At 67.3% G+C, this 13,692-nt stretch carries 12 protein-coding genes and 1 pseudogene; 4 read left to right on the top strand and 9 right to left on the bottom strand.

The genetic code is table 11. From position 1 onward, the window contains the following. Positions 1–50: 50 nt before the first annotated feature. Positions 51–161 (bottom strand): annotated as a pseudogene (locus tag CFB89_RS34310) (TetR family transcriptional regulator); the annotation flags it as partial. 149 nt (positions 162–310) lie between these two features. On the opposite strand from CFB89_RS34310, the gene CFB89_RS17000 reads away from it, so the two are divergent. The 4 genes from CFB89_RS17000 (at position 311) to CFB89_RS17015 (ending at position 5,636) form a co-directional block, all read left to right on the top strand. After that, entirely contained in the window at positions 311–466 is a 156-nt protein-coding gene (locus CFB89_RS17000) for a hypothetical protein (RefSeq protein ID WP_306427130.1), read from the top strand. Between the two features lie 367 nt (positions 467–833). Beyond that, positions 834–2,132, top strand: a complete 1,299-nt coding sequence (locus CFB89_RS17005) for a dicarboxylate/amino acid:cation symporter (RefSeq protein ID WP_089468863.1) — start codon at positions 834–836, stop codon at positions 2,130–2,132. Positions 2,133–2,583: 451 nt separating this feature from the next. After that, complete coding sequence (locus CFB89_RS17010) at positions 2,584–4,518, top strand: SMP-30/gluconolactonase/LRE family protein (protein ID WP_089468864.1); 1,935 nt, start codon at positions 2,584–2,586, stop codon at positions 4,516–4,518. A 287-nt stretch (positions 4,519–4,805) separates the two neighbouring features. Then, positions 4,806–5,636 (top strand): peptidyl-prolyl cis-trans isomerase, encoded by an 831-nt coding sequence (locus tag CFB89_RS17015; RefSeq protein ID WP_089468865.1) that lies wholly within the window; start codon positions 4,806–4,808, stop codon positions 5,634–5,636. A gap of 25 nt (positions 5,637–5,661) precedes the next feature. Here CFB89_RS17015 and CFB89_RS17020 read toward each other — a convergent pair whose 3' ends face one another. The 8 genes from CFB89_RS17020 to CFB89_RS17055 all read right to left on the bottom strand — a co-directional run bounded on the left by CFB89_RS17020 (position 5,662) and on the right by CFB89_RS17055 (position 13,689). Next, on the bottom strand, positions 5,662–6,099 hold the full coding sequence (locus tag CFB89_RS17020) for an N-acetyltransferase (RefSeq protein ID WP_089468866.1): 438 nt from the start codon (positions 6,097–6,099) through the stop codon (positions 5,662–5,664). Positions 6,100–6,141: 42 nt separating this feature from the next. Continuing rightward, positions 6,142–7,095: a hypothetical protein gene (locus CFB89_RS17025; RefSeq protein WP_089468867.1), complete on the bottom strand. Its 954-nt coding sequence runs from the start codon at positions 7,093–7,095 to the stop codon at positions 6,142–6,144. Between the two features lie 467 nt (positions 7,096–7,562). After that, positions 7,563–7,853, bottom strand: a complete 291-nt coding sequence (locus tag CFB89_RS17030; RefSeq protein ID WP_089468868.1) for a barstar family protein — start codon at positions 7,851–7,853, stop codon at positions 7,563–7,565. Beyond that, complete coding sequence (locus CFB89_RS17035; RefSeq protein WP_089468869.1) at positions 7,850–8,932, bottom strand: MerR family transcriptional regulator; 1,083 nt, start codon at positions 8,930–8,932, stop codon at positions 7,850–7,852. Before CFB89_RS17035 ends, CFB89_RS17030 begins: the two co-directional genes overlap by 4 nt. Before the next feature lie 82 nt (positions 8,933–9,014). Beyond that, the gene (gene xylB / locus CFB89_RS17040; RefSeq protein WP_089468870.1) at positions 9,015–10,481 is read right to left on the bottom strand and encodes a xylulokinase; all 1,467 of its coding nucleotides are present in this window, start codon (positions 10,479–10,481) and stop codon (positions 9,015–9,017) included. A gap of 11 nt (positions 10,482–10,492) precedes the next feature. Further along, positions 10,493–11,428, bottom strand: a complete 936-nt coding sequence (locus CFB89_RS17045; RefSeq protein WP_089468871.1) for an AraC family transcriptional regulator — start codon at positions 11,426–11,428, stop codon at positions 10,493–10,495. 29 nt (positions 11,429–11,457) lie between these two features. After that, on the bottom strand, positions 11,458–12,651 hold the full coding sequence (locus CFB89_RS17050) for an ABC transporter ATP-binding protein (RefSeq protein WP_089468872.1): 1,194 nt from the start codon (positions 12,649–12,651) through the stop codon (positions 11,458–11,460). Positions 12,652–12,654: 3 nt separating this feature from the next. Further along, positions 12,655–13,689, bottom strand: coding sequence for an NAD(P)-dependent alcohol dehydrogenase (locus CFB89_RS17055; RefSeq protein WP_089468873.1), 1,035 nt, complete (start codon positions 13,687–13,689; stop codon positions 12,655–12,657). Between the last annotated feature and the right edge of the window lie 3 nt (positions 13,690–13,692).

The following is a 13,692-nucleotide window of genomic DNA, read 5'->3' on the forward strand; positions in this document are numbered from 1 at the left end:
GGTGAGGTCATGAGCCTGCATGCCCCGCGCTGCGCTGCCGGCATAGGGTCCACGTCCGCGGCTTCCGTAATTTCATTGATCGCGACGCCTTCCATCCCCTTTTGCGCCATGAGTACAAAGGCGGCATCCAGCAGGCGCGCCCGCGTCTCGCGTGGCCGGCTGGGCGGGCGGCACGGGCTTCTCGTTCGTGAGCCTGGCCTGGTCCGATCTGATCGACACGGTCTTCACCGAGTCCTTCAGCCCGCCCCAACGCACCCTTTCAAGCACTTGAACCACAGCCTCACGGCCCCCACCCCGTGCGGCGGCCGACATGAGCGCGGGCGCGGTGTTTCGGTATTTCGCCGACAAGCGCGAGATGATCGACGCGATCATTGCGGTCGAGGTCGAGCGTGATACGTCGGTCTTCAACCGCATCCTCGGCAAGGACGGGCGGCGTTGGCTGCCGACATCGCGGCCGGTGAACTGACCGGGATGCCTGACGCCGGCCCCGGCCGGCGCGCGCCGCGTTGACGCATTCGCCCGCTCGCCGCGCCTTTCAGGGCAAGCCGCTCCCTACCGGATCCGCCGACATTCCCCGGCATCCGGCCGCACGGGAAGCGGGCCAGGCCGCGACACCGCCGCTTTCCCGACGACATCAAGACGCAAATCAACGCGCGGGGCTTTCAGATTTGAAAGCCGGTGCACCATTTGCGTTAGAATGCCCCCCCTTGTCCGCCCTGGCGATTGCTTGAAGCGGACAAGTCGTCCGCATGGCGACACAGGTTTCGATTCGCAGCCGGACGCGAATGATTGGCCCGCCGTTAGCAACATACGCCTTGTAATTTGGATCACTAATGAAGAAGCACAACATTACCAAGTACATCGTTGTCGCGATGATGCTTGGTATCGCCGTGGGTTACGCCTGCCACAGCGCGTTTCCCGACCCGAAGATGGCGAAGGAAGTCGCCGGCTACGTGTCGCTGCTGTCCGACGTGTTCCTGCGCTTGATCAAGATGATCATCGCGCCGCTGGTGTTCGCGACACTGACCGTCGGCATCGCGCAGATGGGCGACGGCGGCGCGGTGGGTCGCGTGGGCGTCAAGGCGTTCGGGTGGTTCTTCATCGCGTCGTTCACGTCGCTGCTGCTCGGCCTGCTGACCGCGACGATCCTGCAGCCGGGCAGCCACCTGAGCCTGCCGCTGCCGCCGTCCGATGCGGCGCTCAACCTGAAGACCGGTGCGTTCACGCTGAAGGATTTCGTCGTGCACCTGGTGCCGAAGTCGATCGCCGAGGCAATGGCGAACAACGAGATCCTGCAGATCGTCGTGTTCTCGATCTTCTTCGGCACCGCGCTGTCCGCGCTCGGCGAATCGGGCAAGCGCCTGACCGGCGTGATCGACGATCTCGCGCAGGTGATGCTGAAGGTGACGGGCGCGGTGATGGGGTTCGCGCCGGTCGCGGTGTTCGCAGCGCTGGCGTCGACGATCACGACCGAAGGGCTCGGCATCCTGCTCACGTTCGCGAAGTTCATGGCGAGCTTCTACCTCGCGCTCGCGCTGTTGTGGGCCGTGCTGACGCTCGCCGGCGTGACGTTCCTCGGCAAGCGCGCGTTCACGCTGCTCCGGCTGATCCGCGAGCCGTTCCTGCTGTCGTTCGCGACGGCCAGCTCCGAGGCCGCTTATCCGAAGCTGCTGGACGCGCTCGACCGCTTCGGCGTGAACCGCAAGATCTCGAGCTTCGTGCTGCCGATCGGCTATTCGTTCAATCTCGACGGCTCGATGATGTACTGCACGTTCGCGGTGCTGTTCATCGCGCAGGTGTACGGGATCCATCTGCCGCTCGGCACGCAGATCACGATGCTGCTGATGCTGATGGTGACGTCGAAGGGGATGGCGGGCGTACCGCGCGCGTCGCTGGTCGTGATCGCGGCGACGCTCAACCAGTTCAATTTGCCGGAAGCCGGGTTGCTGCTGATCATGGGCGTCGACATGTTCCTCGACATGGGGCGCTCGGCCACCAACGCGGTCGGCAACTCGATCGCGGCGGCCGTGGTCGCGAAGTGGGAAGGGCAGCTCGATGCGCCGCGCGACGACGACGATTCGGACGACGGCGCGCAGGTAGCCGAAGTGAAGGTGCGCGAAACGTCGGCATGATATGCGGCAATGCGGCGGCGCAACACCGCATTGCCTGACCGCGGCAAATGCTATTCGCCGGCCCGGATTCGATACGGATTCCGGCCGGCGATTTGTTTGGCGCAGTGGTTTTTCCCGATGTTTCAGAAATGGCATTCGCCGTTTCCATTGATCGACGTCGAATTGACGGCGCTATTTCCACAGGCAGCAGCCGGATTCTCCCGATTCCCGATCCGGCGCGGAAGTGACCATTCACTGACGCACGGTCGCACTCGCGGCAAGCGCGGGCGATTCGCAATTTTTTTCGATTTATATAACGCTATTCTCGCCCTGCGCATCAGTGAGCGCATGCCGTACGTCATACCGACCGCGCCGGATGATCCGGGGAAGAATTTACATCTCGCGGACTTCACGCCATCTGGCCGGCCGATCCGTCGTGTGAACGACTACCCGATTCAGGAGAGCCTCCGTCATGGTCGCCAGAAAACGCATCCAGGCTGCGGTCGTCGCCGCGGCGATCGCCGCGCTCGCGCCGGCCGTTCACGCAGCCAACACCACCGACTGGATCGCGAACACGTACGGCACGCTCGCGGCGCACGTCGGCAACGTCGCGCGCGCGATGTGGGTCGCGCCCGAAGGCGTGATCTACACGGCGTCGATGTGGGACGAGGATGAAGGCGGCGTCGCGATCTACCAGAACGGCAAGAGCCTCGGCTCGATCGGCGCGCATGCGGAATTCCAGGGCAGCGCGATCACGGGCAATGCAACGTCGCTGTTCGTCGCGCTGCAGCCGGGCAAAACGTATGGTAGCGGCGCGGTGGGGCGCTACAACCGCGCGACGAAGTATCGCGACCTCGTGATCCAGATCAGCGCGGCGACCAACCAGCCGCGCATCGACGTCGTCACCGGGCTCGCGACGGCCGGCTCGCTGCTTTATGCGAGCGACTTCTACGGTAATCGCGTGCGTGTGTTCACGACCGATGGCGTGTGGCAGCGGGACATCGCCGTGTCGGCGCCGGGCGCGCTCGCGGTGGACGGCGCGGGCAACGTGTGGGTCGCGCAGAAGAGTGCCGGCTCGATCGTCGGGTTCAGCCCGGCCGGCGCGTTGCTGAACACGATCCGGATGCCGGCCGGTTCGCACCCGTCGGCGCTGTATGTCGATACGGCGGCCGGGCAACTGCTGGTGGGCGACGAAGGCCCCGACCAGAACATCAAGCGTTATTCGATTTCGGGCCGGCCCGCGCTGGCCGGCACGTTCGGCGTGCGCGGCGGCTATCTCGACACGACGACGGGCATCAAGGGGCAGGTCGGCGCGCAACGCTTCACGCGCATCGTCGGGATCGGCAAGGACACCGGCGGCAACCTCTATGTGCTCAACAATCCGTGGGGCGGCAGCTGGGATCTCGGCCGCAACGGCGCGACCGACATTCATGCGTACGGCAGCAGCGGCAACCTGCGCTGGACGCTGCAGTCGCTGAACTTCGAAGGCATCGCCGCGCCGGACCCGGTCACGGACGGCGCGATGTTCTACGGCGGCACGCACATCTACAGCGGCAGCGCGGGCGGCAAGTTCGTCGCCAACACCGTCGATCCATTCACGTATCCGTCGGACCCGCGCATCAACATGAGCGACACGCAGCGCGACGAACACTTCGGGTTGCTCACGTCGGTCGGCGCGAACCGGATTCTCGTCGCGGCCGGCCAGAATCCGCCGGTTTTCTACTTCTATCACTTCAATGCGGCGAACGGCTACATCGCGATCCCGGACGGCTCGCTTCCGGGGCCCGCGTTCAACACGACGCAGCGCGTGACGGGCGGCTTCAGCGTCGACAGCCAGGGCGGCATATGGGCCGGGCTCGACAAGACCGGCGCGATCACGCATTACCCGCTGACCGGCTTCGACGCGAACGGCAAGCCGTCGTGGGGGGCAGGCGTCGCGACCCGCATTCCGGCCAGCATCCAGCCGCTCACGCGCATCGTCTATCTCGCGGACAGCGACACGATGGTGCTCGCGCAGGGCGCGCTCGGCAGCAACGACTGGACGTCGATCGGCACGCGCATCGAGGTGTATCACGGCTGGCGCGCGGGCAATACGACGAAGCCGGACCCGGTGATCACGCTGCCGCACAGCGGCGCGAAATCGATCGACGCGGCGGGCAACCACCTGTTCGTCGGCTACTGGTTCAGCAGCAGCGGGCCGCTGTGGCCGAACGTCGACGCGTTCAACCTCACCACCGGCAATCTCGACACGACGCTCGTCAACGCGAGCCCCGCGACCGTCGATACCAGCAGCGCGATCGATGCGATGTACAGCATTCGCGCGTACCGCCGCTCGAACGGCGAGTACGTGGTGATGAAGAACAACGTGAAGGGGAACAGCATCACCGTGTACCGGTGGACGCCCTGACCGTCTGAATGTTCGGCCGCCTCGGGCAGCGGCCGTACTCGCGAAGTCGTGAAAGCAATCGTGAGCGCAATCGATGCGTTTCCGCGGGATTGTTGCGCAACGCGCATGCAATGAACCGCGCGCACCGTGCGGGTACGCGCCATGCCGGGCACGTTTCCGAACCTCCCGACGTGGAAATGCGGTTCCGTGCACAATGGCGGCGGCTCCCGCAGACGGTATGCGGGCGTGCACGATGAACGGGCGCGGCTGCTCCCAGCCGCGTTTCTTATGCTCGAAGCGACCCAACGATGAAGATGAAAACGACACCGAACCGCCTGTTGACGATCGTCGCGCTGGCCGGCGCATTGAGCGGCGCTGTTCACGCGCAGACGGCCGCGACCGTCGCGACCGTCAACGGCACGCCGATCACGCAGGCCGACGTCGATACGCTGCTGCGCGCGTCCGGGCAACCCGATTCGCCGCAGATCCGGCAGGCGATCAAGAATCAGCTGATCACGCGCGTGCTGGTGCAGCAGGCGGCCGAGAAGGCCAACTACGCGGACAAGCCCGAGGTCAAGGCGGCGATGCAGCAGGCGAAGGCGACGGCCGAGGTGCAGCTGTACTTGCGCGACAACGTGAAGCCGGAGCCGGTCACCGACGAGCAGGTCAAGGCGCGCTACGACGAACTCGTCGCGTCGCTTGGCAAGAACGAGTACAAGCCGCGCGTGATCGTCGTCAAGGATTCGGTCGCGGCGGCGACCGTGCTGAGCGAGCTGAAAGCGGGCAAGTCGTTCGACGGGCTGGCGCGCCAGTACAGCCTGGCGCCGAGCCGCGATACCGGCGGCGAGCTGCCGTGGGTGAGCTTCAACACGCCGGCCGCGGAAGGCAAGACGGCCGGGTTGCCGCTGCCGGTCGCGCAGGCGCTCGAGAAACTGCCGGTCGGCGCGGTGACGAAGGATTCGATTCCGGTCGACGGCGTGCGGGCGATCGTGAAGCTGGATGCGAAGCGGCCGACGCAGGTGCCGGGTTTCGAAACCGCGAAGCCGACGCTTCAGCAGCAGTTGCAGGCGATCGCGGCCGAGAAGGCGAGCGCGCAGATGATCGGCAATCTGCTGAAGGACGCGAAGATCACGCAGTAATGCGAAAGCGTCGAATCGCCGCGCGTCACGCGCGCCAGATCATGTTCACGCTGGTGTCGGTTTCCGACGCGACGCGGAAGCCGAGCCGTTCGTAGAGCCGCCGCGCCGGATTGCCGTGCAGCACGCTGAGCGACACCGGCACGTGCGCGCGTGCCGCGTCGGTCAGCAACGCGTTCAGCACGGCCTCGCCGATGCCGCGGCCCTGGTGCGCGGGAAGGATCTGGATCTGGTGGACGTGCCATTCGCCTGCGGCGCGCGTCACCTTCAGCAGGCCGATGGCCGCGGTGCCTTCGCAGACGATCATCGCGTCGTCGAAGTGCGCGCGGATGCGCCGGTCGTGCGCTTCATCGTCGATCGGCGCGCCGACGCGCTGCAGGTGCTCGGTCATCGTCAGTCGACGGAGCATCAGCAGGAACGGGAGATCTTCCTGAGACGCGGCACGCAGATGGATCGCGGGTTTCATGAGTGGTGAGCGGTTGTGTCGGGCACGAGACCGCGACGTGGATCACAGGCCCGGCAGCTGAATCTGCAGGCCAGCCGCGCGATGTTCGAGGACATCCGTGACCTCATACTCGGTTTTTGCGCCGTCCAAAGTTTGCCACTGCTGCACACGGACATTGCACAAGAGGAGGTCTCCCTTGCTGAAACTGATCTGGCTGTTGTTCACGCGCGACAGGAAGCCGGCATCGGTGATCGTCGCGTGAATCGTCGCCGTTCCGTCGTGCAGCCGCCACTTGTTGTCGTCCTTGAACGCGAGCGACACGATCGAGAACGCCATCTTGCGATGCTCATCGAGCAGGAGCGCATCGGTTGGCTCCGGCGCATGAAACCATGCGATCTCGTTGCGGGCGACCATCTCGTACACCTCGGTATCGGTACCGACCGCGAAAATCTCGATGCCTTCGCGCGCGAGCGGCGCGAGCACTTGCGCGGTTGCACGGCGAACGCGGACGTCGCGTAGCAGCGTGAGCACGGGCAGGTCGATTTCGAGTGTGTCGCCATCGACGTCCAGCACCGCGGTGCGGCCCTGCATCCGGACGTGCGTGATCTCGCGCCCGCGCAGCCATTTGAGGACGGCGAAAAGCCCTTTCCTCGCCTTGGGTGCGGCGATGCCAAGGGCGGTCAGGATCGTGACCGCATTGGCGAGCGCCGTGCCTTCGTTGCCGCTCAGCATGTCGCGCATGCGGCCGAGCAGCGAGGTCGCGAGTGTGAAGTCGATGCCGAAGCTGCCGGTCTTGAAGCTGCCGCGCACGTTGACCTGCGGCCGGACCTGATCGCCGCATAGTGCGCGCGTCGACGCGTCGAGCAAATCGCCGAACGCCAGCAGCGCGGGCGCGAGTTCGCGCACGTCCATCTCGGACGATTCGAGCGCGGGCCCGTCGTACGTCACGCGAAATCGGCTCATCGCGTCGAAGGGGCCGATATCGGCCGGGCCGGTACTGTTTTCATGTGCGGTCATGTGGAATGCGGGTGTGAGAGGTGGACGATACCCGAAACGAATGCTTTCGGATGTCCTTCATGTTGAACGCGAATGGCCGTTTACGCGTGATTTTGGCCATCCGGACAAGACGACTTTTCCGACATGTCCCGATAGCGTCCGGCAAGCAACGAACTTTGCCGATCCCGGGCATGCGGTGAGCCCGGCGATGACGCGGAGGAGGGCGCGGCGGGATCCGGAGGCGAATCCATTTCCGGTTACTGCGATCATGAATCGGTCTGACGCACTGTGCGCGCAGATCGAGGCAATGCAACGCCAATTGAACGGCGAGCGATGGCTCGCGCTTCGCATCCGGCAGCGGGATGCGTACCTCTATCCGTTGTCGAACACGGTGAAACATCTGCTCGCTCGGCGGCTGGGCAGCAATCACGTGCCGTTACGCACGTTCATCGCGAGCGGCCGAATCTTGCGGCGCGTGTCGAGTTCGATCAATCGTACTCGACACGGGATGCGAAGGCCGGATATTGCCGAGCCATGTCCTGCAGACAGTCGCGCATCAGCCTCGCGTCGCGGGGAAAGCGGTGTTCGAATTCCGACCAGCCTTTCAGCCGAAGAATGCGCGGCATATCGACCAGCGCGGTAATGGCGTCCCGGAACGCATCCCAGTTTCTTCCATACCAATCCGGGAAACTCGACTGCTTTATCAGCCGTACATGCAACTGTTCGGTCGACTCGATATCGTCGAGCTCGATTTCTACCCGCGTGTCGCGTGCCGTCATGTTCTCCGACGGACAGATCGCGAAGTATTCATTTCGCGCTCCGTACCAAGCATCATAGCGCGCGCTTCCGGCCGCCGCGCAATCCGCTCCCGGACCTCCGGCGCCGCCAGGCACGTGGCGACGGCCTCATACCCCGGTGCACCGGGGTAAGGCGCCACACGCGCAGGCGGGCTGTGATTGGCCGGGCACAGCAGGATGGTTTCGTCGGGGCCGACCGCCGCGAGATCGAGGATCGCCGACGAGCGCGTCAGCAGGAACAGCGGCCGCATGCCGGCGGCCGCGCCTGCGCGCAGATGCGCGATCAACGCCAGTTGCGTAGCCTGGTCGAGGCCCTGTTCGATCATGTCGACGACCCGCGCGCGCGGACCTTCCGCTTCGAGGTGGACGAGCAGGGCGGTCAGCGCCGCCGACAGCGTCGCGCCGCTGCCGGCAAGCGCCGCCGCGGTGCGCTCGACGCGCGACTTCAGTTCCGGATCGGCGCGCAATGCATCGAATGCCGCGGCACAGTCGTCGTCCAGCCGATCGAGACCGACGAACACCGCGCCGGGCAACGCATCGGCCAGCCGAAGCGCGAGCCGCGTCTTGCCGCTCCCCAGCGAACCGATGATGTAGTTCAACGGCCGGATATCGCGACACTCGAACCGTTCGCCGCCCCACGGCCACGGCAGGTCGAACGCGACGCCGGCCGCGCCGGAGTCGACCAGCCGCGTCAATTCGCCGTTGGCCGGCATCCGTCCCCGTGCCAGGCCGGCACGTATCGCGCGCACACTGTCGAGCTTGCCAACGAGATCCTGAATCCCGCGATCGAGCGCCGCTTCGTGAGCCGCCAGCGCGGCATCGAGACTGCGCGCGTCGCCGTCGAGCACGTTCGCCACCTGAGCGAGACCGAGGCCGAGCTTGCGCAGCGCCGCGATATCCGCGGCACGCGCGAGGTCGTCCGGCCCGTACGCGCGGTAACCGGCCGGCGTGCGCTCCGGCGTGACGAGGCCGTGACGCTCGTACAGCCGCAGCGCCTTGATCGAGACGCCGAGCCGTGCAGCGGCGGCCGAAGCGTTCAAGCGGAGTGTGTCCGTACCCATCCGTCACCTCTTTGCTGTCGATTCGTTGCGATCAGCATAAAGGCGATCCCAAGGGCCGGGTCAAGCGCGATCGCGCGGCCGTTCAGTCGGCGGCCGCGAACTCGTCCCGCAGCGCGCGATACAACCGTCGATAGCGCGCGAGCCGGCCCGCCAGCAGGTCGACCGATGCGGGATCGGGCGTCACCGTTTCCGTGACGGGCGGCGCGATACAGACTTCTTCCAGGCTGTCGTTCGTCGCCGCCAGCCGTGCGAGCCGCGCGGCGCCGAGTGCCGCGCCGACCGCGCCGTCCGCATGGCGCTGCATCGCGATCCCGGTCGCATTCGCGCACAGCCGTGCCCAGAACGCGCTTTTCGAGCCGCCGCCGATGAACGACGCCACGTCGAGCGTCGTGCCGGCCGCGCGCAGCGCGTCGTAGCCGTCGGCCATCGCGAACGCGACGCCTTCCATCACCGCATATGCGAGGTCGTCGGCATCGTGTTCGTTCGTCAGCCCGAAGAACACGCCGCGCGCATGCGCATCGTTGTGCGGTGTGCGCTCGCCGCCGAGATAAGGCAGGAACAGCGGTGCGCGGGCGGCGGCCGCGTGTTCGGCGCGCGCGGCCAGCACGCCGGGCGTCGTGCCGTGCGCGCGCGCGAGCCAGTCGAGGCTCGCGGCGGCCGACAGGATCACGCTCATCTGGTGCCAGCGCCCTTCCACGCAGTGGCAGAACGCGTGCACGGCGGCGTCCGGATTCGGCGCGAAGCGGTCGTTGCCGGCGAACAGCACGCCCGACGTGCCGAGCGACAGGAAGCCGCTGCCGGCGCCCGTGACGCCCATGCCGATCGCCGACGCCGCGTTGTCGCCGGCGCCGCCGGCGATCGTCACGGGCCCGGTGATGCCCCATTCGCGCCGCAGCGCGTCGCGCAGCTGCGCGGCGGCCGCGTTGCCTTCGACGAGGCGCGGCATCTGCGCGCGCGACAGCTCGGTCGCGGCGAGCATCCGGTCGGACCAGTCGCGGCGCGCGCAGTCGAGCCACAGCGTGCCCGACGCGTCGGACATATCGGACACGAATTCGCCTGACAGGCGCCAGATCAGGTAGTCCTTCGGCAGCAGCACCTTGTGCACCGCGCGAAACACGGCCGGCTCGTATTTCGCGAGCCACAGCAGCTTCGGCGCGGTGAAGCCGGGCATCGCCATGTTGCCGGTGATCGCGCGCGATTCCGGCACCAGCGCCTCGAGCTCCACGCATTCGGTGCCGGCGCGCGTGTCGTTCCACAGGATCGCGGGGCGCAGCACCTGGTCCGCGCGGTCGATCAGCGTCGCGCCGTGCATCTGGCCGGACAGCGCGATGCCGCGCAGCGCGGCGAAGCCGGCCGGATGCGCGGCGCGCACCGACGCGATCGCGTCGAGCATCGCGTGCCACCACGCCTGCGGGCTTTGTTCGGACCAGTGCGGATGCGGCCGGCTGATCGACAGCGTGGCCGCGCCGCTCGCGAGGGGGACCGATCGGGAATCGGTGAGCAGAACCTTGACCTCGGACGTGCCGAGATCGATGCCGAGATATGTCACGTATGAAGCGGTCACGTATGAAGCGTCCTGTCTGGGGCGCGCGGCGGCGCGCGTCGCGGGGGCGGTGCGTCGTCGCGGCCGTGCGGTTCGTTGAGCCGGTGCAGCGCGCGGAACTTCGACGGCGGCACCTGTTTCATCGCGAGAAACTGACGGTTGAAGTTCGACAGGTTGTTGAAGCCAACCCGGTAGCAGATGTCGGTCACCGTCAGGTCGGAAAACATCAGCAGCTCGCACGCCTCGTTGATGCGCAGCCGGTTCAGGTAGCGCACGAACGACGAGCCGGTGTGACGCCGGAAAAACCGCGTGAAGGTGCTGACGCTCATGCCGGCGAACGCGGCGACGTCGGCTTCGCGCAGCATGCCGGGCAGGTTCTGCTGCAGGTACGACAGCACCTGGTTGATGGTCGACGACATGTAGTGCTGCGCGTCGCTGCGGTAGCCGGGCCCCGCGAGCACGCGCCGCTCGCGGCACGACGACAGCCGGTCGAACAGCGACATCAGGATCTCGACGCGCCGGCAGCCGTGCGCGTCAGCGAGTTCGAGCATCAGCGGCGCGACCTCGACGCCCACGCGGTCGGGAAACTGCACGCCGCGCGCCGCGTCGTCGATCAGCTCGATCACCGGCTGCAGCTCGCTGAACGCGTCGACCATCTTCTCGATCGCATCGCGCGAGAACTGCAGCACGACGTCGCGCGACGGCACGCGTTCTCCGTCGGCGAGTTCGCTGACCCAGTTGTGCGGCAGGTTCGGCCCGGTGACGATCAGGTTGCCGGGCCCGAAATCGCCGATGTGGTCGCCGACGAACACCTTGCCGCGCGACGCCTGGATCAGGTGAATCTCGTACTCCGGATGAAAGTGCCACTTCGCGACCGAATGCGGATAGTCGTGGACCCATGCGCGAAACGATTCGTCGCGGTGAGTGGGAACGATCTCGAGATCCGGGTTCATCGTGTGCTCCGTCGGGGCGTGCCGGCGTGCTACGGACGGGACATCGACCAGCCCGTCGCGGCAGGCGGCGTGGCGCGCGTCGCGGCCGTCGGCGGCGCCGCGTGCGCGGTCGGGTTCGCGTCCGGCAGCGCGACGTTGCGCTCGGTGCCGGCGTCGAACAGATGCAGGGCTTCTTCGTCGAAGCGAAACGCTACCACGGCGCCCGGCGCCGGGGTCATCGGGGCCGGCACGAGGGCCGCGCACGGCTGGCCGCGCCAGTCCAGCGTGACGAGCGCCTCCGCGCCGAGCAGCTCGACGAGCTCGACCGTGCCGGTCAGCGCGAGCGCGCCCGGGGCCGGATCGCCTTCGGCCACGAGCCGCAGGTGGTTCGGGCGAATCGCGGCCTTGACCTGCTGGCCGTGCTGCAGCCGCGCGAAGCGTGAAGACGCGAGCGGCCAGCGCGCGCCGTTGCAGTCGAGCAGCACGTTCGCGCCGACCCGCTCGATCGTGCCGTCCGCGAAGTTCATCGCGGGCGTGCCGACGAAGCCGGCCGCGAACACCGTATGCGGCTGGCCGTACAGCTCGGCCGGCGTGCCGATCTGCTCGATGTGGCCGCCGCGCATCAGCACGACGCGATCGGCGAGCGTCATCGCTTCGAGCTGATCGTGCGTGACGTACAGCGTGGTCGTTTTCAGTTGCCGGTGCAGCCGCTTGATGTCGCCGCGCAACTGCGTGCGCAGCTTCGCGTCGAGGTTCGACAGCGGCTCGTCGAACAGGAACACGGCCGGCGTCTTGATCATCGCGCGCGCGATCGCCGCGCGCTGCTGCTGCCCGCCCGACATCGCGCGCGGGCGGCGGTCGAGCAGCGCGTCGAGGCTCAGGATGCGCGCGACGTCGCGCACGCGGCGGTCGATCTCGTCGGCCGGCACCTTCAGCCGCCGCAGGCCGAACGCGATGTTGTCGTACACCGTCATGTGCGGGTAGAGCGCGTAGTTCTGGAACACCATCGCGACATTGCGCTCGCGCGACGGCAGGTCGTTGACGACCGCATCGCCGATCACGAGCTCGCCGCCGGTGATCGCCTCGAGGCCCGCGATCATCCGCAGCATCGTGGACTTGCCGCAGCCGGACGGGCCGAGCAGCACGATGAATTCGCCGTCGGCGATCTCGAGGTCGAGCGGATGCAGCACGGCGGGGCCGCCGTCGTAGTGCTTCGACAAAGCGTGGCAGACGATTCGGGCCATGGCTCAATCCATTTCGATCTGAATCTTGACGTCGCTCGGCTGGCCGCTCGCCGCTTCCTCGAACGCGCGCACGCCTTCGGAAAACGGGAACGTGCGCGAGATGAACGGCTTCACGTCGATCGCGCCGGACGCGATCAGCGCAAGCGCGCGCGGGAAGATGTTCGCGTAGCGGAACACCGATTCGATGCGGCCTTCCTTCGCCTGCAGCGCGACCACGTCGAGCGGCACCGGCGCGACCGGCATGCCGATCAGCACCGCGCAGCCGCCCGGGCACATCAGGTCGACGAGGCCCGCATACGCGTTCGCGCTGCCGCTCGCCTCGAACACGACGTCCGCGCCCCAGCCGCCCGATGCTTCGGCCACCGCATCGGCCAGCGGCCGCGTGCGCACGTCGACGGTCGTGACGGCCGGGTTGCCGGCGAACAGCGCGAGCTTGTCGGGCACGACGTCGGCGAGGATCACGCGCGCCGCGCCGCCGGCGAGCGCGGCGAGCGCCGTCATCGCGCCGATCGTGCCCGCACCGATCACGACCGCAAGGTCGCCCGGCTTCATCGCCGCCTTCTTCGCGGCCTGCAGGCCGATCGACAGCGGCTCGACGATCGCGCCTTCGGCGAACGACACGTTGTCGGGCAGCCGGTACGTGAACGCGGCCGGATGCACGACGAACGGCGTCAGGCAGCCGTGGATGGGCGGCGTCGCCCAGAAGCGCACGTCGGGGTCGAGGTTGTAGAGCCCGCGCAGCGTCGCGGGCGAATCGAGGCGCGGTACGCCGGGCTCCATGCACACGCGGTCGCCGACGCTCAGGTGCGTGACGCCCGCGCCCGTCTCGACGACGGTGCCGGACGCTTCGTGGCCGAGCACCATCGGCGCGTCGACGCGGAACGGGCCGATGCCGCCGTGCACGTAGTAATGCACGTCGCTGCCGCAGACGCCGACCGTATGCACCTTGATCCGGACGTCGCCGGGGCCGACCGCCTGCGGCAGGTCGATGTCGCGCAGCGCGAGTTCGCGCGTGCGTTCGAGGACGAGTGCTTTCAACGT

This window comes from Burkholderia sp. AU16741, assembly GCF_002223345.1.
Taxonomy (GTDB): Bacteria; Pseudomonadota; Gammaproteobacteria; order Burkholderiales; family Burkholderiaceae; genus Burkholderia; species Burkholderia sola.

What these genes read in the sequence shown, in the direction of transcription:
- CFB89_RS17005 (WP_089468863.1), top strand. Translation starts at nt 834, where the DNA reads ATGAAGAAGCACAACATTACCAAGTACATCGTTGTCGCGATGATGCTT.
- CFB89_RS17035 (WP_089468869.1), bottom strand. Translation starts at nt 8,932, where the DNA reads ATGGGTACGGACACACTCCGCTTGAACGCTTCGGCCGCCGCTGCACGG.
- CFB89_RS17050 (WP_089468872.1), bottom strand. Translation starts at nt 12,651, where the DNA reads ATGGCCCGAATCGTCTGCCACGCTTTGTCGAAGCACTACGACGGCGGC.
- CFB89_RS17015 (WP_089468865.1), top strand. Translation starts at nt 4,806, where the DNA reads ATGAAGATGAAAACGACACCGAACCGCCTGTTGACGATCGTCGCGCTG.
- CFB89_RS17020 (WP_089468866.1), bottom strand. Translation starts at nt 6,099, where the DNA reads ATGAAACCCGCGATCCATCTGCGTGCCGCGTCTCAGGAAGATCTCCCG.
- CFB89_RS17030 (WP_089468868.1), bottom strand. Translation starts at nt 7,853, where the DNA reads ATGACGGCACGCGACACGCGGGTAGAAATCGAGCTCGACGATATCGAG.
- CFB89_RS17010 (WP_089468864.1), top strand. Translation starts at nt 2,584, where the DNA reads ATGGTCGCCAGAAAACGCATCCAGGCTGCGGTCGTCGCCGCGGCGATC.
- CFB89_RS17000 (WP_306427130.1), top strand. Translation starts at nt 311, where the DNA reads ATGAGCGCGGGCGCGGTGTTTCGGTATTTCGCCGACAAGCGCGAGATG.
- CFB89_RS17045 (WP_089468871.1), bottom strand. Translation starts at nt 11,428, where the DNA reads ATGAACCCGGATCTCGAGATCGTTCCCACTCACCGCGACGAATCGTTT.
- CFB89_RS17025 (WP_089468867.1), bottom strand. Translation starts at nt 7,095, where the DNA reads ATGACCGCACATGAAAACAGTACCGGCCCGGCCGATATCGGCCCCTTC.